16 protein-coding genes are annotated in these 19,398 nt (G+C 45.2%); 11 read left to right on the forward strand and 5 right to left on the reverse strand.

Features of this window, described 5'->3' with window-relative positions; all coding sequences use genetic code 11:
- Window positions 1-62 precede the first annotated feature (62 nt).
- The 9 genes from J5X92_RS05610 to J5X92_RS05650 all read left to right on the forward strand — a co-directional run bounded on the left by J5X92_RS05610 (window position 63) and on the right by J5X92_RS05650 (window position 8,008).
- The gene (locus tag J5X92_RS05610) at window positions 63-1,316 is read left to right on the forward strand and encodes a zinc-dependent metalloprotease family protein (protein ID WP_208804993.1); all 1,254 of its coding nucleotides are present in this window, start codon (window positions 63-65) and stop codon (window positions 1,314-1,316) included.
- A 19-nt stretch (window positions 1,317-1,335) separates the two neighbouring features.
- Window positions 1,336-1,887, forward strand: a complete 552-nt coding sequence (locus J5X92_RS05615; protein WP_208804994.1) for a hypothetical protein — start codon at window positions 1,336-1,338, stop codon at window positions 1,885-1,887.
- Complete coding sequence (locus J5X92_RS05620; protein ID WP_208804995.1) at window positions 1,880-2,488, forward strand: hypothetical protein; 609 nt, start codon at window positions 1,880-1,882, stop codon at window positions 2,486-2,488. Before J5X92_RS05615 ends, J5X92_RS05620 begins: the two co-directional genes overlap by 8 nt.
- Window positions 2,489-2,908: 420 nt before the next feature.
- Window positions 2,909-3,889, forward strand: a complete 981-nt coding sequence (pheS, locus tag J5X92_RS05625; protein WP_013784552.1) for a phenylalanine--tRNA ligase subunit alpha — start codon at window positions 2,909-2,911, stop codon at window positions 3,887-3,889.
- Between the two features lie 14 nt (window positions 3,890-3,903).
- A complete protein-coding gene (gene pheT / locus J5X92_RS05630) occupies window positions 3,904-6,291 on the forward strand; it encodes a phenylalanine--tRNA ligase subunit beta (RefSeq protein ID WP_208804996.1) in 2,388 nt (795 codons plus the stop codon).
- A 3-nt stretch (window positions 6,292-6,294) separates the two neighbouring features.
- On the forward strand, window positions 6,295-6,594 hold the full coding sequence (gene ihfA, locus J5X92_RS05635) for an integration host factor subunit alpha (protein ID WP_013784550.1): 300 nt from the start codon (window positions 6,295-6,297) through the stop codon (window positions 6,592-6,594).
- A 117-nt stretch (window positions 6,595-6,711) separates the two neighbouring features.
- Window positions 6,712-7,314, forward strand: coding sequence for a hypothetical protein (locus J5X92_RS05640; RefSeq protein WP_208804997.1), 603 nt, complete (start codon window positions 6,712-6,714; stop codon window positions 7,312-7,314).
- A gap of 189 nt (window positions 7,315-7,503) precedes the next feature.
- Window positions 7,504-7,725: a hypothetical protein gene (locus J5X92_RS05645; RefSeq protein ID WP_013784548.1), complete on the forward strand. Its 222-nt coding sequence runs from the start codon at window positions 7,504-7,506 to the stop codon at window positions 7,723-7,725.
- Complete coding sequence (locus J5X92_RS05650; RefSeq protein ID WP_208804998.1) at window positions 7,718-8,008, forward strand: type II toxin-antitoxin system RelE/ParE family toxin; 291 nt, start codon at window positions 7,718-7,720, stop codon at window positions 8,006-8,008. The genes J5X92_RS05645 and J5X92_RS05650 overlap by 8 nt, the downstream gene beginning before the upstream one ends.
- A gap of 38 nt (window positions 8,009-8,046) precedes the next feature.
- On the opposite strand, the gene ybaK is transcribed toward J5X92_RS05650, so the two are convergent.
- A complete protein-coding gene (ybaK, locus tag J5X92_RS05655) occupies window positions 8,047-8,517 on the reverse strand; it encodes a Cys-tRNA(Pro) deacylase (RefSeq protein ID WP_208805000.1) in 471 nt (156 codons plus the stop codon).
- A 32-nt stretch (window positions 8,518-8,549) separates the two neighbouring features.
- Window positions 8,550-11,060 carry a penicillin acylase family protein gene (locus tag J5X92_RS05660; RefSeq protein ID WP_208805002.1) on the reverse strand — a complete coding sequence of 837 codons (2,511 nt, stop codon included), beginning with the start codon at window positions 11,058-11,060 and terminating at the stop codon, window positions 8,550-8,552.
- A 98-nt stretch (window positions 11,061-11,158) separates the two neighbouring features.
- Between J5X92_RS05660 and nagZ the strand changes: the two genes are divergently transcribed.
- Both nagZ and J5X92_RS05670 read left to right on the forward strand, forming a co-directional pair.
- The gene (gene nagZ / locus J5X92_RS05665) at window positions 11,159-12,217 is read left to right on the forward strand and encodes a beta-N-acetylhexosaminidase (protein WP_348272383.1); all 1,059 of its coding nucleotides are present in this window, start codon (window positions 11,159-11,161) and stop codon (window positions 12,215-12,217) included.
- Complete coding sequence (locus tag J5X92_RS05670; RefSeq protein ID WP_208805006.1) at window positions 12,204-13,595, forward strand: SLC13 family permease; 1,392 nt, start codon at window positions 12,204-12,206, stop codon at window positions 13,593-13,595. Before nagZ ends, J5X92_RS05670 begins: the two co-directional genes overlap by 14 nt.
- Window positions 13,596-13,697: 102 nt before the next feature.
- On the opposite strand, the gene J5X92_RS05675 is transcribed toward J5X92_RS05670, so the two are convergent.
- The 3 genes from J5X92_RS05675 to mfd are packed head-to-tail and all read right to left on the reverse strand — an operon-like array spanning window position 13,698 to window position 19,373.
- Window positions 13,698-14,213, reverse strand: coding sequence for a cob(I)yrinic acid a,c-diamide adenosyltransferase (locus J5X92_RS05675; protein WP_208805008.1), 516 nt, complete (start codon window positions 14,211-14,213; stop codon window positions 13,698-13,700).
- A gap of 20 nt (window positions 14,214-14,233) precedes the next feature.
- Window positions 14,234-15,853 carry a CsiV family protein gene (locus J5X92_RS05680; RefSeq protein ID WP_208805010.1) on the reverse strand — a complete coding sequence of 540 codons (1,620 nt, stop codon included), beginning with the start codon at window positions 15,851-15,853 and terminating at the stop codon, window positions 14,234-14,236.
- 1 nt (window position 15,854) lies between these two features.
- Window positions 15,855-19,373, reverse strand: a complete 3,519-nt coding sequence (gene mfd / locus J5X92_RS05685; RefSeq protein ID WP_208805012.1) for a transcription-repair coupling factor — start codon at window positions 19,371-19,373, stop codon at window positions 15,855-15,857.
- Window positions 19,374-19,398 lie beyond the last annotated feature (25 nt).

Below are 19,398 nucleotides of genomic sequence, written 5' to 3' on the forward strand. Positions count from 1 at the left end.
GGCTCTAGCTGATAATTCCTGTTGCAAATTTTAAATTAAATCAAATAAGTTAAGGACGACTAATGGCTAGCTTTAAAATTTTTACCGGAAGAAAATTGATTTTTTGCAGTGTACTCTGGGCTGCAACTAATTATGTTTACGGTGTGCCGATTGACCAGTTTATGTTAATCAATCCTATACAGATATGTGATGATAATGGTGCGAACTGTGCAAGTTCACCTTTGTCTATCCAAAAAACACAAGAAATTTATGAGCAAGCTGGTGTAGCGTCAATATTTTTACCAACGCAGTCAATCAATGATTCTAGCCTCCTTACTGTAAATGGCATAACTGACGTAAATTTATTGGGGAATGGCCAGTCGAGTAATGCGAACACATTAAATGTCTGGTTTGTCGACTCACTCAATTCCGCTCCTAATACTACTTTGTTTGGACAAGCTTATATTAATGGGAATGGAGCTGTCATCAATTCAGATGCTGTTACGGCCACAGGTAGGTCGGATACTGTAGCACACGAGATTGGCCATAATTTAGGGCTTGGTCATTCCAATTTTGGTGCCGGTGATGCTGATAATGTACTTACAACTGGCTCTAACCGTGATGCTCCGGCAGATCAACTAACGCAGGCCCAAATTGACCAAATTCGAGCTAGCAGGTTTACAAATGATGCACCAGAAGTAACGGTAGATTTAAGAGGTTCTACACCCTTCAATACTGATGATTTTTTCGACATTAGTTTTGATACAGGTCCAGCTGGAATTAGCTTAACTAAATTCACAATTGATTTAGCTCCCGCTAATGCTTTTTTTGACACAACGAATGATGCGCCTGGAAACTCTGGTAGCGGGTTAAGAACAAGTGGTTTTACGGGCGTCTCTTTGGCTGATATGGTATTTAACGGCATGACCAATGGCAGTCAGTCTATGTCAATAGATATTGCGCCGGGTAAATTTACGGTTGGCGATTCGTTTGCGTTCGGTTCCGATATAGATCTTTTCAGCGCAATCGATCGATATGGTGCAACCCCTTCAGAATTAGTTGGTATTAAATTTGGCTTTGAATTCGATATCGGCCTTTCGTTGGAAACGGTTCTAGACAGCGATCTCGTCACCGGTTCTCTTGACCCTTCACAATTAAACTCATTTTTTGGTAGCCCTATATCATTTGGCCCTCAAGTTTCTGCTGGACAACTTCCGCCTGGGAGTACAAATTTAGTAGCTGGAACACCAGTACTAACAAGCGTTCCTACCCCTGGAACTCTAACACTCTTTGTTTTCGGAATAATGCTCGCTTTTTCTCGAAAGTCTAAAGTTTAGCTTGCTCAGTATGATATATATGTTTCGTGCCATATTAGTTAATGTTCTTTTTGTATTCTTTTTAACAGGCATTAATAATATGGCGTATTCCTCTGATAGCATTCTGCTTCCAGATAAGCAGCGGTGTGTTTGGTCTAAGGATAGAAACTTTAAGGTGTTAGTGCAGCGTCCGGAAAAAATTGCGCCAGATATCTTTCCCATTGCAACGTTATTTAGGTATGTCGAAGGTAAAAAGGAAATTGTTTGGTCCTTAGATCTGCCAATTCATGTCGGTCCGAGATACATTTTGGTTGCAGATGACGGTGTCGTCCTTTTTGTGGATGAATGGATTCGAAAGCGTCAGACTGACTATGCACTAATGATTATTGATCAATTAGGGAAAGTAAAGTCGACTACACTGGGTGCAGTTTTCGACATGGCTGGCGCGGCGAGAGATGAAGCACTTAAATCCTCGCGTTTCGGAGGGTGGATATCTACCGAACCTAAATTTATCACGGCAAATGAGGTTCTTTTAGGCATTGGTGGCAAAGACTTGCTCATAGATTTACACGGAGATATTTCAAGTGATTAATAATTTTATGGGATTGATTATTAAGTTTTTTGTATTGTCAATTTTCTATCTTGGTTTAATTTTCAATGTTAATGCCGCAAATGAAGATGGTAGCTTTGCAATTAAGGGAATTGGTTCAAGTACTTGTTCTAGATATCTGGACTTAATGCAAGCTGGTGAATCTGAAGCCGTGTTTCAGTTTGGTGGGTGGATGAATGGGTATATTTCAGCCTCAAATGAATTCCATCAAGATACTTTTGACTTAGTCAGTTTCGAAGAACCCGATACGTTGCTTGTGTACGTAACAAAATATTGTAGAGCCTATCCGAGTCATCGTTTCCTGTTTGCTGTGAAGGCAATATTAAAGTCTTTTAGTGATAATCGAGTTAAACAAAATTCAAAAATGATAACGTTTCCCGGGCAATCTAAGTTAAAGCTTTATGAGGAAACAATCGATTGGATTGCGGGTGAATTAAAGAGCAAGGGTTTTATTGAGGATCCTTTACCAAGTCTAGAAGACATAAAAAAAGCGTTGGTTAAATTTCAAATTGAACAAGGAATTGATGGAAAGGGTGAGCCAACACAACAAACCCTGATTGCCTTACTTAGACGCCACAAATAATCTAACTGTGTTGAATATCGAAGCTAAAGTGTGAATCAATGAAACTAACCTTTTTATTTGGTGTTGATTTTTCCGTGAAGAAGAGTATCAAAGAACCATCTTCACTATTCTCCGTTTAAAACACGTAGCTAGTTTTATTTAACCAATCTAAAAACTACCTAAAGTCTTGTTTGCCACCAAAGTAACCCCGCATTCAACAACTTTTATTCTAGCTTGGTACAAAAATCTGCCAATATCAGCCATATAGGGTAGCGGTTATGTCTATCAGTCGTGTAAACTGTCGCCTTTATTCAGGCAAGCCGCAATTTAACGCACTATATTTAGCCTTTACGGATTTAATCTTTTACAAGATTTAGCCTAATTACAGGGCAATGCATAGCGCATCGTGGTTATCCAGTCATCATGTCAATTGAGGAAAACATGGAGCTTGACGCTATTATCAATCAGGCAAAAGAACTGATTGACGCTGCACAAGATGCAGCCACACTAGACCAAGTTAGGGTCGAATTCATGGGTAAGAAAGGTAAACTTACCGACTTACTTAAAGGGCTTGGGAAGCTTTCTAACGAAGAGCGCCCAGCGGCTGGTCAAAAAATTAACGTGGCCAAACAGCAAATTCAACAAGCTATTTCTGCAAAAGGCGAAGCCCTGCGCAGTGAAGAGCTAAACAAGAAGCTTGCTGAAGAAGCCATTGATGTAACGTTACCTGGCCGTACTGAAGCGCCGGGCAACTTGCATCCGGTTAGCCGTACCATTGCGCGTATTGAATCGTTCTTTGGCGAGTTGGGTTTTGCGGTTAAAACCGGCCCTGAAATTGAAGATGGTTTTCATAACTTCGATGCCTTGAACATTCCGGCTAATCACCCAGCGCGTGCCGATCACGACACCTTCTATTTTAATCCAGACATGATGCTGCGTACCCAAACATCGGGTGTTCAAATTCGTACTATGGAAGCTGAACAGCCGCCGCTACGTATTATTTCACCTGGGCGCGTTTATCGTAACGATTACGATCAAACCCATACGCCTATGTTCCATCAGGTTGAAGGCTTGATGGTAGACAAAAACGTTAGCTTTACCGACCTTAAAGGTATATTGCACGACTTCTTGCATCACTTCTTTGAAGAGTCGCTTGAAGTGCGTTTTCGTCCGTCTTACTTCCCGTTTACTGAGCCTTCAGCAGAAGTAGATGTAATGGGTAAAAACGGTCAGTGGTTAGAAGTATTAGGTTGCGGAATGGTGCACCCAAATGTACTTAAGGCCGTAAACATCGACCCTGAAGAATACACTGGCTTTGCCTTTGGTATGGGCGTAGAGCGTTTAACCATGTTGCGCTATGGCGTGAATGATTTGCGTTCGTTTTTTGAAAACGATCTTCGTTTCCTTAAACAGTTCAACTAAGGCAGAGAGTAAGCATGAAATTCAGTGAAAAGTGGTTAAGAGAATGGGTTAACCCTGCTTTGTCGGCTAACGAACTGTCTGAACAGTTAAGCATGGCTGGCCTTGAAGTTGATGGTGTTGAACCTGTTGCAGGCGAATTTAGCGGCGTATTAGTAGGTGAGGTGGTTGAATGTGGCCAGCACCCGAATGCCGATAAATTACGTGTTACTAAAGTAAACGTAGGTGACGGTGAGCTTCGCGACATTGTTTGCGGTGCCCCGAATTGCCGTGAAGGCATTAAAGTAGCCGTTGCTGTTGTAGGCGCGGTACTGCCTGGTAACTTTAAAATTAAAAAAGCAAAACTACGCGGCGAACCTTCTATGGGTATGTTGTGTAGTTTTTCTGAGCTAGGCATTAGCGACGATCACGATGGCATTATTGAATTGCCAGCCGATGCCCCAGTAGGCACGAACATTCGTGAATACCTAGACCTAGACGATACCTCTATTGAAGTTGATTTAACTCCTAACCGAGCAGACTGCTTGGGTATTCGTGGTATTGCCCGCGAAGTAGGCGTGTTGAACAACTTAGATGTATGCGAGCCGGCTATTAGCCCTGTGGCGGCAACTATTGACGATAGCATTGCTATTAACTTGAGCGCGCCAGAAGCGTGCCCACGTTATGTAGGTCGTGTGCTTCGTAACGTTAATTTAGCAGCCGCTACGCCGCTATGGTTAAGCGAAAAGCTTCGCCGCTGTGGTATTCGTAGCATCGACCCTATTGTAGATGTTACTAACTTTATCTTGTTAGAGCTTGGCCAACCTATGCACGCGTTTAACCTTGCGTCTATTGAAGGTAGCGTAAACGTGCGTATGGCGAATAAGGGTGAAACCCTTACGTTGCTAGATGAAACCGAAGCTAAGCTTAACGACGATACTTTGGTGATTGCCGACGACAACAAAGCCCTTGCTATGGCGGGTATTTTTGGTGGTTTACATTCAGGTGTAAACACAGAAACCAAAGATATTTTGCTAGAAAGTGCGTTCTTCAGCCGCGATGCCATTATGGGCCGTGCACGTCAGTATGGTTTACATACCGATGCGTCGCACCGCTATGAGCGTGGCGTCGACTCACAGCTTCAACGTAACGCTATGGAGCGTGCTACAGCCCTTATTCTAGAAATTTGTGGTGGCGAAGCAGGGCCGGTTGTTGAAGCCTGTGAAGAAGACAAATTGCCTAAGCAGGCCAGTGTTTTATTACGACGTGATCGTTTAGCCCGCGTGTTGGGTATAACCATTGATGATGCTCAAGTGCTTGAAATGCTTGAACGTCTTGGTTTAGACGTTGTCCAAACTAATGAAGGTTGGGAAGCGAAAGCGCCAAGCTATCGTTTCGACATTGCTATTGAAGAAGACTTGATAGAAGAAGTAGCGCGTGTGTATGGCTATAACAACATTTCACATGTTGCGCCAACCGCTGCGTTGTCTATGTTGCCTTCACAAGAAGCGGTGTTGCCGATTAACACCATGAAATCGTTATTATTAAGCCGTGGCTATAATGAAGCGATTACCTATTCGTTTGTCGACCCCAAAATTCAAAGTGCACTATTTCCTGATGCGAAAAGCATGGTATTGCCGCATCCTATTTCGTCAGACATGTCTGTGATGCGTGTTAGCTTGTGGCCTGGGTTACTCGGTGCAACGGCTTACAACCAAAAGCGTCAACAGGGCAGAGTACGTTTGTTTGAAACTGGATTACGCTTTATTCCTCAACAAGATACGCCTAATGGTGTATTGCAACAGCAGGTTATTGGTGGTGTAGTAGCAGGGCGTCGTAACGAAGAGCACTGGGACTTAGGCGACAACCCAGTAGATTTCTTTGATGCAAAAGCAGATGTAGAGGCATTACTGGCCTTAACGGGTAAAACCGGTGAGTTTAGTTTTGTAAGTGCCCAGCATAGTGCGTTGCATCCGGGTATGACTGCAAAAATTTTGCTTAATGATGAAGAAGTTGGCTATATTGGTGCTATACATCCACAGTTTACAAAATTGTTGGGTGTTAATGGTCGGGTATTTGTGTTCGAGCTTGAAGTGGAAGCTGTTGTCGCACGTAAATTACCGTCTGCCGCGCCTGTATCGCGCTTCCCATCGAACCGCCGTGATATTGCTATTACGGTGAAAGATGAAGTGAGTGTAGGAAATATTCTTTCTTACATAGAAGAAATTGGCGTAAATCAACTAGTTGGCTTAAACTTGTTTGACGTGTACAAAGGCAAGGGAATTGAACCTGGTTACAAGAGCCTTGCTTTGTCACTTCACTTACAAGATCCGGAAAAAACCTTGGAAGAAGCTGAAATTCAGCAGGCTGTAGATACTGTGGTTAAAGGTCTGGAATCTGAGTTTGAGGCCGCGTTAAGAGAGTAAACTATGGCATTGACCAAAGCCGAGATGGCTGAACACCTATTCGAAAAGTTAGGCATTAACAAGCGTGATGCTAAAGATCTGGTAGAGCTTTTTTTCGAAGAGATAAAAGGCGCTTTAGAAGCTGGTGAGCAAGTAAAACTGTCAGGTTTTGGCAATTTCGACTTGCGTGATAAAAACGAACGTCCGGGCCGGAACCCTAAAACCGGTGAAGACATTCCTATTAAAGCGCGCCGGGTGGTAACGTTCCGCCCGGGTCAGAAATTGAAGAGTCGCGTAGAAAACTCTTCGCCTATCGACCAGTAATCTACCGGTCGTTACAATACTGATAAAAGAGCGGGGTAACTCGCTCTTTTTTGTATTGCCTATTAAAAACCAGTAACCTTGTTACTGCGTTTCATTTCATTTTGTCTGGAGGAAAGTGTGGTTAAAGCGCTTTTGATTATTGTTGCTGTTTTCACGTGTATTGTTTTTGCCATTGCGGGTTGGTTTGTTTATTTGGCGGAAGATACTGATCAGCGCGATCAAGCGTCGGCACAAGTTCCTGTTATTACCCTAATGGAAATTCTACACGCCAGTGATTTGCAAGCTGGGGTAAAAGAAGCGGTTAAAAACGGCGATAAAGACGCCATTAACCAGTGGATGGAACAAGCGCAAGTGGTGGCTGAAGCCGGCCATTTAGCGCAAACTCACATTGAATATTTAGATTCGCAGCAAGCCTATGATTATGTAGTGTTTAACGCTAAGCGTCAGTTGTTTAACGAAGCGTTTGAAGCGCGTTATTATGCGCTGGAAGATATGGGTAATTTAAAAGATAAATACCCAGAGGCGTACGACTTGTTCGAACGTACCGAAGCTTTGCTTGAAAAACGCGATGCGATTATTGTTCAAATGGCACAGGCTTTGTCGGGCACTAACCCGCCAAGTGACGCGGCGTTGAACGAAGCTAAACAACGCTGGCTTGCACGTGCCGAAGGTGACTCGCTGTCGCTGACCATAGATGAGCCCCAATCAAATAAAAAGTAAAGCCAAAGAAATTGAACCCAAAGCAAGTAGACCTAAAAAATAAACGATAAGCGTAATGTCATTAACACCCGCATAACGGGCTAAAATACCAAGCGAAGCGCAGGGAGTGTTAATGCGTTCGTTATGCGCAATTTGCTACAATTGTAGCGCATTGCTACAATGTGATGGTGAACTATTTGGAGACATGTTATGGCAACAGCGAGCGTAAGACTAGACCAGAATTTAGTTGAGAAAGCGACCATTATGGGAAAAGCATTAAACCGAACTATGCCAAAACAGATTGAGCATTGGGCAAAGATAGGCGAAATGATGGAAGATAATCCTGATTTACCATACGAATTCGTAAAACAGGCAATTATTTCCAAAGCGGAAAAAGAGGCAGGAAAGTTGGAGCCTTACGATTTTGGCTAAGATTACCAGTGTTTTACAGACAGCTAATTTCAAGAGAGCAGTAAATAAGTTACATCAGAACCAGAAAAAAGACTTGGATAAAGCTGTAAAGGAACTGATGGACGATCCTCTACTAGGAGAGCAAAAAAAAGGCGACCTAGCCTTTCTTCGCGTGTACAAGTTCAAGATGGTTAAACAGTTAACCTTACTCGGTTACAGCTACGAGGATGGCACTGTAATACTTGAATTGATAGCACTTGGCTCTCATGAAAACTTTTACCGCGATGTTAAAAAATTATTCTGACCAATTGCGTAAAACAATAAGCTTATTGTTTTACTTTGCTAGTCGGCGGCAATCTGGGCAGTCTTAGCTTGCGTTAAGTTAATGATGCATTGTGGGGGTATTTCTAGTTCTAAACCCCGCTTACCTGCACTAACGTAAATCATCTCGTGTGTTAAAGCGCTTTCATGCAACACAGTTGCTAGGCGTTTTTTCTGCCCTAATGGGCTTACTCCACCTAACAAATAGCCAGTACTGGCAACCACGGTGTCGCTAGGTGCCATGGTAATTTTTTTAACCCCAAGTACCTTTGCCAGTTTTTTTTCGCTTAGCGTGGTGTTTACGGGCACCAAAGCTACGGCTAATTTACTGGTTTCATCGCACACCACCAAGGTTTTGAATACCGCACTTGGGTTAAGGCTTAGCTTATCGGCGGCTTCTAAACCATAAGAAGGCGCATTACTGTCGTGGTCGTACTTTAAAATAGTATGCGCAATACGTTTTTTCTTTAACAGAGTAATAGCAGGAGTCATCGCGTTATCCTTCTTCCTTTGTCCTTTGTCCTTTATCCTTCGTCCTTTGGGTACCATTGTCGTAAGTGAATAATTTCACTTGGCAGCAACGGGGTAGCGGCTTGTGTGGCGTAGTCGCTAAAGCCCGCTTTAAAAAAGGGGGATAGCGGGTGGCCTGATTGAGCGCCGGGCAGGGTTAGAATGGCATCATCTAAATGCCCAGGGCTAACAAAAAAGCGTTCTGATGCGCCGAATGTCGATGATTGAACGGCTGGCATATAAGTATCCCCAAAGCCTTCAACAGTATCCATATTCAGCTTATGCCCTACAAAAGGAATTTGCGCGGCAAACGGATGCTTTACCGTAAGCGCGTTAACACTGCCCCAACGTAAGTCTTCCATATTGGCTTCAATAGGGGAGTGCTCATCTAATAGCGCGTGTTTGGCGCGGCGATAGGCATCAACCAGTAGATCATCGAAAGATTCAGTACCTTCGGGCAGCCAGCTATCGGGCTGAGTGTGAATGAGTTGCCATACCGCAGGCTCGATGCCGCGAAGTAACGAACGGCTTTGTACGCCTTGGTCATCAATGCTAGACAGTATTTTACCAAACAGTTGGCTTACCACCTCTTTACGAAAATGCTTTACTAGCGTGTAACCTACAGAGTCTTCGCACGCGCATTCACCCCATTTACGTAAATAGGCAAGATCGGCTTTAAATTCAATATTATCGTTTAATAACAAGCCCGATAACAGCTGCTGCCATGGAAGCAAAAACTGCGCGTGATTGTCTAATTGAATGGCGTAAAAGTCGTTTTCGTTAAAGGTGTCTTTTTCAAATAAGCGATCTCTTATTTGCTGGCCTCTGGCACCAAGGGCATAACCACCATCGCCCAGTCTTGCAACGTCATTGGCGGAAATTACCCGCGCATTGGCGGTCCATATTCTATTGCTGCTGGGGTTTTTTACTACCGGAAGGTTAGTCGTGCGTGAGGGGGCTATTGGCGCAACGGTACTTTCATCAACGGCGGTAAACGAAGCTTGCTCTCTGTTCATTACTGCGCCGCCGGGTAACCATGCTGCGCTGCCGGCATCATCGACTATCACCATGTTCTGGGTAGGAATGGCAATCTCTTTGCCTATGGCAATAGCATTGTCTACGGTAGTCGCGGTGCCCATATCAACAATGGCAAGGTTTACTGCAAAAGGACGATGTGCCACCCAGTTTAATGCGTAACCCTTACCATTAACCAATTTAACGGGGCCGTACTGGCTAATTTCAAGGGTATAGGTATGCGATACCTCTTTGCTTACTATGACTTCATCTACCATATGGGTAGGCGTGTCGTCAGCAAGGGCTATCCAATCAAGGTTATCTAGGTTGGCATTCGTGAAGCCCCACGCTACCTTGTTGTTCGTACCAACTATTACGCCAGGTAATCCAGGCAGTGACACCCCTGTTACCGACACGTTAGCCACTGATGAGTTTATGCCTGATGCAGCAAGGCTATTATACCCTTCGCTTACGGGGGCTCGGGGCGTGTCTTTATAATTCAGCTGTGTGCGATACCAAATAATAGGTACACGCAAACCTAGGTGCATGTCGTTAGCCAGTAAACCGCTTCCTGTTGCCGTAAGGTTTCCGGTAACAGCCCAGTTATTGCTGCCTATATCGGGCAGCTCTTCAGCGTTGTATGACTGCAGTGCAGTTTCAGCGGTAATTGGGGGGACCGAATCACCAATGCCGTCACTAGGTTTTGGGGCCTGATCTGAAGGGCTAGACTCAGAAGGGCTGATTTCAGAAGGGCTAGGCTCAGATGGGTTAGAATCAGAAGAAGCAGGCTCTGGAAATACAGGCTCTGGTAATAAAGGATAAGGCGGTACGTCGGCGTGATAAAGCGCCAACTCGCTGCCATCTAAAGCGGCTTGATAACGGCTAGGCTGGGTAATAAAGTTATATAGCGGCGTGCCGTAGGTTTCTTTTAAAGCGGTGCGCGCTAAATCAATTTCAATTTGCCCGCCTTGTAAATCTAAATACATGCTGTAGGCCACCAAAATACTGTCGGTGGGTTGCCAAGGTGATAGCGTTAACCCGGCTGCAATGTATTCGAAGGGGGGCACGGTATATTCGTCTAGCGCAGCATTTACGCCATGCGAGTAACTTACCAGCAACTGCTTTTGCGTTAATGGTAAGCTGTCGAAAACTTTTACAGCGCGTTTGGAAAACTGGTGAAAGCGGGCGTTTTTATCTATCTCTAGCGCCACATCGCCTACCCATTCTGATAAGCGGCCCGATGCACTTCTTCGTTGTAAGTCCATTTGAAAGAAGCGGTCTTGGCCGTGGGCAAAGCCTAGGGCATATGCGGCATCGAATTTATCTTGTGCATTTATTACCGCATGGCCCATATTGTCGCGGGCTAGGGTAGCGGGCGCAGTAATACGAGACGTGGCATGATTGCCGTCTAATGTAGGTAAACTTAGGTGCAACGCCATATACACGCCACCTAGTGCTAAAACGACTAATGCAATTGCACCTAAAACCAACCACTTAATCCAATTTAACACGTGTATTACTCCATTTTTTTCTCTATCCTAACCACACTATCTACAAATTTGAAGTGATGTTTTATGACACGTTTGCGAGAAACACTATGGGCCCGTTAATGCTTGATTGTCAGGCAGAGCGTTTATTACCTGAAGAGAGAGAAAAATTAGCACATCCTGTGGTGGGCGGCGTCATATTATTTAGCCGTAATTATTACGATTGCGAGCAACTTACTCAGTTAGTAAAAGAAATTCGAGAAAGTGCCAAAAAGCCTTTATTAATAGCGGTCGATCACGAAGGGGGCAGGGTTCAACGCTTTCGTGAAGGTTTTACCAAGTTACCTGCTATGGGTAAGTTATCGGGGTTGGTACAGGCGAAAGCGGCAGGAAAAGATATTCACTGGGCTGATTTAGTGGAAATAGAGTCGGAGATAGAAGAAACAATAGTCAACGACGCCACGCTAGAACTAGCTAAAGCCTGCGGCACAATTATGGCCCATGAGCTAAAACAGATAGACATCGATTTTAGTTTTGCCCCTGTGCTTGATATCAACGGGGTATCGAAAGTAATTGGCGACAGAGCCTTCGCTGAAACCGCAGAAAAGGTGATCTCCCTAGCCACAGCACTTATAGAAGGTTTACAGGTTGCAAATATGCCAGCCATTGGAAAGCACTTTCCTGGGCATGGCAGTGTGGCCCCGGATTCTCACGTGGCGTTACCTGTAGACGAAAGACCGCTTGAAGAAATTAAACAAACTGATATGGTTGTTTTTGAAAGATTAATTTCTAAACAGTTGCTAGATGGCGTAATGCCAGCGCACGTTATTTATTCTCAAGTTGATAGCAAGCCAGCCGGTTTTTCCGAGCACTGGTTACAAAAAATATTAAAGCAAGACTTGGGTTTTAACGGTGCAGTGTTCTCTGATGACCTGTCTATGCACGGTGCCAGTGTTGCCGGCAATTATGTCGATCGTGCTATGGCTGCATTATCGGCAGGTTGCCATATGGTATTGGCATGTAATAACCCGAAAGGGGCAGAATCTATTTTAGATGCGCTGCCTCATTCAACAGATTCTTTCGAGGCTTTAACCTCACTTTACGGGCGCAAACCAGCTGTGCATGCCAGTGCAGCTTATAAAAACGCATTAAAGGTGTTGTCGCGCTATGGAACCGGTTAAACCGAAACTAATAATAATATCCTTGGTTAGCGCAGTTGCTCTGTATGGAGTGCTGTTGTTTTCGGGCTTGTCACATATTATGGCCATTAGTGCGGCCATTACTGTGCTGGTGGCCATGTTGTGGGTAACAGAAGCGCTGCATATAGCCTTGCCCGCACTCATTCCTTTCTTCGCCTTTCCTATGGCGGGGGTTATTAGCTATCAAGAAGCCGCATCGGCATTAGGTAACCACGTTATCTTGTTGCTGATGGGGGCGTTTATGTTGTCTAAGTCGCTAGAAAAATCGGGCGTACATAAACGATTAGCGGTGTACCTTATTCAGCTAACCGGTGCAAACAGTGCCCGCAGGCTGGTATTTGGCTTTATGTTTACCTCGGCCATATTAAGCATGTGGATTTCAAATACCGCCACCACGCTTATGCTGCTTCCTATTGCTCTTGCCATTATTCATGCATCTAATTCGCCTAAATTGGGTGTAGCCGTGTTATTGGGTATTGCTTACGCTGCTAGTGTGGGCGGTGTAGGTACGCCTATTGGTACGCCACCCAATATTATTTTTATGAGTGTGTATCAGCAAGCTACGGGCACAGAAATTAGTTTTATTGACTGGATGAAAACCGGAGTACCTATTGTATTGGTAGCATTGCCCTTAATGGCATTGTGGTTAACTCGGCATTTAAAGGGAGTGAAAACCGGTGGGCTTCCCGATGTTGGCCCTTGGCGAAGCGCAGAAGCACGGGTGCTGTTAGTCTTTACTTTAGTGGCGATGGCGTGGGTATTTAGGCCTTATTGGACAGCGTGGTTCGGTATGGACTTCGTGGGAGACAGCACCATTGCGTTAGCGGGTGTGGTACTAATGTGTGTTATTCCCAATGGCGAGCGTGAAGTTACTCCTTCTGGCAGCAAACAAGGTTACTTACTTGACTGGAATACCGCGCAGCAAATTCCATGGGGAATGCTGTTGGTGTTTGCTGGGGGCATTTGTTTAGCGCAAGCGTTTACTGCGTCGGGCTTAAGTGAATTGTTAGGGCAGGGCTTAACGGGCTTAGCCGTGTTACCGTTGTTTTTGTTGGTGTTAGTGCTGTGCTTGGCGGTAAGCTTTGTAACAGAAATTACATCGAATACGGCTACTGCGACCTTATTAATGCCCATTTTAGCTAGCGCGGCGGTGGCTATAGATGTAGACCCGCTTATTCTCATGATGCCAGCAGCCATTAGTGCAAGCTGCGCGTTTATGATGCCGGTGGCAACACCCGTAAACGCCATTGTGTATAGCAGTGGTGAGCTTACGGTGAAAACCATGGTGCGCGAGGGCATAGTGCTGAATATTATCGTGGCGTTTGTGGTAACCGCTGGTGTGCTGTTAACGCGAACTTAGTTTCTTAGCTGTGCAAGGCATGGGTGAGTTAACATTTAGTAGGCCGGTTTTAAACCGTATTGCATAAGCCGCAAAGTGTGCGGCTAGACACTTAAGCCGCAACTAAACGGCGACTTCATCAAACCCTGCTTCGGCATTTAAAAAGCGGGCGAAGGTAAATAAGTAATCAGACAGCCTGTTTAAGTAAGCAGGCACTACGGCGGGTACATCGTAGTGCTTGGTTAGCACTATAACGGCTCGTTCTGCACGTCTGCACACTGCACGACATACATGGCTTTGGGCAGCCGCTTTGCTGCCACCAGGCAGTACAAACGTGGTTTGCGGGCCCAAAGTGGCTGTCATTTTATCAATATCACTTTCCAGCTTAACTACGTCGTTTTGCGTAAGGGTAGAACTGGCAGAAATAGCAAAGCCTGCCTGAAACAAGTTTCGCTGAATAGTGTAAATGTTTTCTTTTAAATGCACGGCTACCATTGAAGCCAATAGCCCTAAGTGGCTGTTAAGTTCATCGATATCACCGTAGCTTTGTACTACCGCATCATCTTTTTCTACTCTTACTGGCTTATCGGCATATATTTGCGTACTGCCTTTGTCGCCCGAGCGGGTATAAATTTTCATGCTGGTATTAATCCTTGTTCTTACTCTTCAGGTGCGCTTGGGCGTTTGTAACGACGAATTTGTACCACCATGCCAAATAAGGGGTGATCAAAGTAATGAAGCTGGTTGCTGATTACCCGGCGCTGTTCGCTAAAGGGCAACGACACCAATTGATATTCTGGCGAAGCGTTGGCATCTTCATTGCTGCTTACGCTACTAATAGAGCTTGATGAGTTGGCTGCCGCTTGCCCTTCAACAGGAATAGGCTGGCGGTAGAAAAGCTCGCTATCGATATGCAAATAGGGCACACGGTTTATGTATTTCAAAAATACTTTTATGTTGCCGTCTACTTTCCAAATAGGCGCACGAAATGCTGCGCTTATATTACTTTCGTCAGCGTCGTCGATAACATCGGCGTTATCTAACGCTAGTAAATCTTTATATAATATGGGCGTTGGGCTAGCAAGTCGTGCATCTAAATCGTAAAAGAAGTCGCTTGTTATAGTTTCAGTGCTGGTGGCATTCAGCCCAAATGGCTGGCTATTACCTTGGTTTTCATTTAATCCGTCAGTAGCACTAACGCCACTAATGCCGCTAACGCCACTGGTTGTAGCGTCTAGACTTTGGATTTTATCTTCTAAATTTTGATAGCTGTTTTCATCAAAGCTGCTGGAACCAGAGCCGTTTGAACCAGAGCTATTTGAACCATAGCTATTTGAACCAGAGCTGCCAGAGATTGACGCAGTGTTGCCAAAGCGTAGTGGTGGCTGAGGCGGGCGCTGAACGCCGTCTTGGTCAAACTCATCTGAAAAGTTGTTGCCAGCAAAAAGGCGAACGTTGAAAGCTTTATCTTTACCGAATTTTACAGGCTGACGCCAAGTAACGTGTAATAAGCGAGTGAGATCGCGGTTTTGTCTAATTTGGCGCGATAAAGACGCCATTTCTTGTGCGTTCTTCGTTAATAAATGGGCGTGGCTAGCGTATGGCCAATCGCTACCTTCTGGGGTAATGGGCAACTCTTTAGGTGCTGGTAAACGGTTGTCTGGGCGATGAATATGCCATTTACTGTCGTAATAGCTCAACCAAGGCTTTTGCACTACGCAATACGGCTGGTTAGGTACCGTAACGGTTTCTGTTTCATCTAAACCTAGAAACTCAGTCCAATAGCCGGCTATTTCTTCTGCCGATAAGCCGTTATCTGATAAATCGTCATTTGATAACGTGTCGGTTAAAGCTTGGGTGCCCATTAATGATTGGGAGCCCAGCTCATTGGCAAAGTTGGTTTGAGTAGACTGAAGTTGATATGAATTGGTTTCTTCAGATATTACTTTCGATGCCTGGTTTGTTGCTTGCGCATCCGTTTCACTTGAGGCGCTGGCAAAATAATCAAACTTTGGCCACTCAAGCGCATTGGTTTCACCACAAACCGCAATGCCTTGCTTTAGCATGCTAATGTCGGGGGTAATAACCGCGCCTATTACATCGGCATCGGTAGCCGGAACGGCTAATGAATCAGCTAAATCGAACTGTTCTTCAAGGGCAGACATTGCCACCTTTCTTTCAAAAACAATAACTTCAACATCGAACCACCAGTCGTCATTTGCCAACAACGGGGTAGAAGCCAATACAGCAAGTAGTGGGCTCCAACGAAAAAACCTCATGTTATCGCGACTCCTTTGCAAGGTCGGCAATGATATCGCTAATAAACGCAATACGCGCTTTTGCAGTATCAGTCTGTTTTACTAATCGTAGTTTCTGGCTGCCTTCAAATTTGAAGGTATTTGGCTTGGTTTGTACCAGCTTAATAATATAGCCAGGGTCAACCTTGGTGGTATCTGTAAACTCTATGGTACCGCCTTGTGATGACAAGTCTACTTTAAGCACGCCTATGGCTTCTGCTTTTATTTTTATTTCCGCTACTTCTACTAAGTTTTTCGCCGGTTCTGGTAACAAACCAAAGCGGTCGATACATTCTACTTGGAATTCGTCTATGTCGTCTTGGTTTTTACAGCTGGCTAAACGCTTGTATAGCGAAAGCCTGGTGTTTACATCGGCAATATAGTCATCTGGCAGTAGGGCAGGAATGCGAAGCTCTACTTCGGTGTGGCCTGCCATGGCATCGTCTAGCGAAGGTTCTTTACCTTCTTTCAGCGATGTTACCGCTCTATCTAGCATGTCCATGTAAAGGCTGAAACCTATGCTGGCAATTTGCCCAGATTGGTCGTCGCCCAATAATTCACCTGCACCACGAATTTCAAGGTCGTGAGTGGCTAGCGCAAAGCCTGCACCTAAGTCTTCCAATTTCGATATGGCATCTAATCGTTTCGCCGCATCTTTGGTCATGCGTTTAGGATGCGGTGTAAGCAAGTACGCGTAAGCCTGGTGGTGTGAGCGACCCACACGTCCACGCAATTGGTGCAATTGGGCTAGGCCTAAATGATCGGCTCTGTCCATAATAATGGTATTGGCGCTTGGCACATCAATGCCGGTTTCAATAATAGTAGTACACACCAGTACGTTGTAGCGCTGGTGGTAGAAGTCGCTCATCACACCTTCTAGTTCACGTTCGCGCATTTGGCCGTGACCCATGGCAATGCGTGCTTCAGGTACAATTTCGGCAATTTCTTCAGCGGTTCTGGCAATGGTATCTACTTCGTTATGAAGGAAATAAACCTGCCCACCACGTAAAATTTCCCGCATTATCGCTTCACGAATAGTGGCTTTGTTGCGCTGCTGCACAAAGGTTTTAATCGATAAGCGTCTTGCTGGCGCGGTTGCAATTATCGATAAATCACGCATGCCCGACATGGCCATATTCAACGTTCGAGGAATTGGCGTTGCGGTAAGGGTAAGAATATCTACGTCGGCGCGAAGCGATTTTAGCTTCTCTTTTTGTCGAACCCCGAAACGGTGCTCTTCATCGATGATCAGCAAGCCTAAATCTTTGAATTTAATATCGTTCGACAATAGCTTGTGCGTACCTACTACAATGTCTACTTTGCCTTCGCTAAGGCGCTGCATGGTTTCTTTCTGGCCCTTGGCGCTAATAAAGCGGCTCATCACTTCAATTTCAAACGGCCATGCGGCAAAGCGATCTTTAAAGTTTTCATGATGCTGTTGGGCAAGTAGGGTGGTGGGCACCAAAATAGCGACTTGTTTGCCTTGGTTTGCAGCTAAAAATGCTGCGCGCATGGCCACTTCTGTTTTACCGAAGCCTACGTCGCCACATACCAGTCTGTCCATAGCGTGCGGGCTGCCCATGTCGTGAATAACGGCAGCAATGGCTTGGGCTTGGTCTGGCGTTTCTTCAAACGGGAAGCTGTCGGCGAATTTTTGATATTCGTCCCATTCAATGTTGTACGCAAAGCCGGGTTTAGCGGCGCGTCGGGCGTATACATCAAGCAGTTCTGCGGCAACGTCGCGTACTTTTTCAGCGGCTTTTTGTTTTGCTTTGCTCCATGCATCAGAGCCTAACGAGTTAAGCGGTGCATGATCGGCATCGCCGCCGGTATAACGAGAAATAAAGTGTAACGACGCTACAGGCACATACAGCTTAGCTTGTTTGGCGTATTCAATGCATAAGTATTCGGTGGTTACACCGCCAGCATCAAGAGTTTGCATGCCAATGTAACGGCCTACACCATGATCTAAATGTACCACGGGCTGGCCGGTGGTTAGCTCGGCCAAGTTACGAATAATGGCACTTTCGTCAGTGGCGGAGCGTTTGTCTCGGCGTCTGCGTTGGCTTACCTTATGACCTAATAGCTCGGTTTCGGTGATAAATAGCAGTTCGCCACTGTCACTTCGCCAGTTAAAGCTATTTTCAACCATGCCCACGGTAATACCGATGTTGTCGCTGGCACTAACAAAGGTATTGAACGATTCAGCTGCTTTAGGCTTAATGCCCGCCTTTTGTAAAACGGTAAGTAGCCCTTCACGGCGACCTTGAGTTTCAGCGCAAAACAGTACCTTGGCACCGCGCTTTTTGGCATTGTTCACCGTGGCAATTAATTGTTCTGCCGGTACTTTCTTTTGGGTGTTTATAGCAATGTCGTCAAGTTTGTCGCAGCCTAAGTTAAAGCTGCCCGGCTTTTCTTCAATCACGTCTTTGGTCAAAGTTACCCGCGGCCACTGTTTAATTTCACCAAACAAGGTATTGATTGGTAGGAATAAATCTTCAGGTGGCAGCAATGGCCTTGCAGGGTTGTATCTGTGCTGTTCGTAACGCTCTTGAATGTCTGCCCAGAAAAACTCGCTGGCATCTTGAACATCACCATGTAACAACAACACACTTTTAGGGTGCAGGTAATCGAATAAGGTAGCGGTTTTATCAAAAAACAACGGCAAGTAATATTCAACACCACTAGGCATGGTGCCTTTGGTAACTTGAGAAAACACCGACTCTGAGGCGTTGTTGGCATCGAACTTTTCTAAAAAGCGCTGACGGAAAAGGGTGATAGATTCTTTATCGGTAGGGAATTCCCGTGCTGGTAGCAACTTTATTTTTTCAACCGCATCGCCAGAGCGCTGGGTTTCGGTATCGAAAAAGCGAATAGAGTCTACTTCGTCATCGAACAAATCAATACGAAACGGCTTGTCGCTGCCCATGGGGAATAAATCGATAATACTACCGCGCACCGAAAATTCACTGTGGCTCATCACCTGGCTAACGTGCAAATAGCCCGCTTGTTCTAAGTTGCGTCTGAATTGGTCTCTATCAAGGGTGTCTCCCTTGTTCAGCATCAACAGGTATTTAGCGAGGTAATCGGTAGGTGCCAAACGTTGCATTAACGTGTTTACTGGCACAATGAAAATGCCATTCACCTGCTGGGTGAAGCGGTATAAGGTTTCTAAACGCTGCGAGACAATATCTTGATGCGGCGAAAACGAATCGTAGGGCAGGGTTTCCCAATCGGGGAACACTGTAATAGGTACGTTGGTTTCACCGCTTTTATCACCAGAGGCGCCGCCAGGCATAAAGAACGCCAGCTCTTTTTCTAGTTTTAGCGCCGATGGAGTGTCGGCGGTCACCAGCACAATAGGGCCATTGTATTGGGCTTGTGCTTGAGTAATGCACAGTGCGGCGCTGCTGCCTTGTAACTGACCCCATTGCTTGTGGTCTTGCACAGAGGCGGATTTTTTCTGGGTCGGCAAAGGCAAAGATAAAAGAGTTGCTGTCATGTCGTCCTATAAACTACTTATTCGG

It is taken from the genome of Alteromonas sp. K632G (assembly GCF_017653625.1).
In the GTDB taxonomy this organism is placed as follows: Bacteria; Pseudomonadota; Gammaproteobacteria; order Enterobacterales; family Alteromonadaceae; genus Alteromonas; species Alteromonas naphthalenivorans.

Excerpts from the sequence above, each read along its gene's own strand:
- J5X92_RS05670 (WP_208805006.1), top strand. The coding sequence starts at position 12,204 with ATGGAACCGGTTAAACCGAAACTAATAATAATATCCTTGGTTAGCGCA.
- pheS (WP_013784552.1), top strand. The coding sequence starts at position 2,909 with ATGGAGCTTGACGCTATTATCAATCAGGCAAAAGAACTGATTGACGCT.
- J5X92_RS05615 (WP_208804994.1), top strand. The coding sequence starts at position 1,336 with ATGTTTCGTGCCATATTAGTTAATGTTCTTTTTGTATTCTTTTTAACA.
- mfd (WP_208805012.1), bottom strand. The coding sequence starts at position 19,373 with ATGACAGCAACTCTTTTATCTTTGCCTTTGCCGACCCAGAAAAAATCC.
- nagZ (WP_348272383.1), top strand. The coding sequence starts at position 11,159 with ATGCTTGATTGTCAGGCAGAGCGTTTATTACCTGAAGAGAGAGAAAAA.
- J5X92_RS05610 (WP_208804993.1), top strand. The coding sequence starts at position 63 with ATGGCTAGCTTTAAAATTTTTACCGGAAGAAAATTGATTTTTTGCAGT.
- J5X92_RS05645 (WP_013784548.1), top strand. The coding sequence starts at position 7,504 with ATGGCAACAGCGAGCGTAAGACTAGACCAGAATTTAGTTGAGAAAGCG.
- pheT (WP_208804996.1), top strand. The coding sequence starts at position 3,904 with ATGAAATTCAGTGAAAAGTGGTTAAGAGAATGGGTTAACCCTGCTTTG.
- ybaK (WP_208805000.1), bottom strand. The coding sequence starts at position 8,517 with ATGACTCCTGCTATTACTCTGTTAAAGAAAAAACGTATTGCGCATACT.
- ihfA (WP_013784550.1), top strand. The coding sequence starts at position 6,295 with ATGGCATTGACCAAAGCCGAGATGGCTGAACACCTATTCGAAAAGTTA.
- J5X92_RS05680 (WP_208805010.1), bottom strand. The coding sequence starts at position 15,853 with ATGAGGTTTTTTCGTTGGAGCCCACTACTTGCTGTATTGGCTTCTACC.
- J5X92_RS05675 (WP_208805008.1), bottom strand. The coding sequence starts at position 14,213 with ATGAAAATTTATACCCGCTCGGGCGACAAAGGCAGTACGCAAATATAT.